This window comes from Psychrobacter sp. 16-MNA-CIBAN-0192, assembly GCF_040309565.1.
Classification (GTDB): domain Bacteria; phylum Pseudomonadota; class Gammaproteobacteria; order Pseudomonadales; family Moraxellaceae; genus Psychrobacter.
Map to the genome: position 1 here is coordinate 1 of NZ_JBEOOX010000786.1, position 230 is coordinate 230.

Annotated in this window: 1 protein-coding gene; it reads left to right on the plus strand. The window is 40.4% G+C overall.

Going from position 1 to position 230, the window contains the following annotated elements; genetic code table 11:
• On the plus strand, window positions 1-230 hold a 230-nt coding region (locus tag AAEY78_RS15210; protein WP_352340369.1), incomplete at both ends, for a c-type heme family protein.

Below are 230 nucleotides of genomic sequence, written 5' to 3' on the forward strand. Positions count from 1 at the left end.
ATATTAGTGCGCCGGCTATTGCACTACAACACAGTGCGAATGAGTGGGAAATTAGTCGTACATCATTAAAAGTGCGCAATCCTAATAACCAAGCTAACGAGTGGTTAAATTCAATACTGCTCGATTTTGAGCAGCGTAAAGAAAATGGCGAACCTATAGCAAATATTGAACATCAAGAACAAAAAGCCGATGCTTGGTATTTAGTCAAAGCAATTCCTACTGGGCAGGCT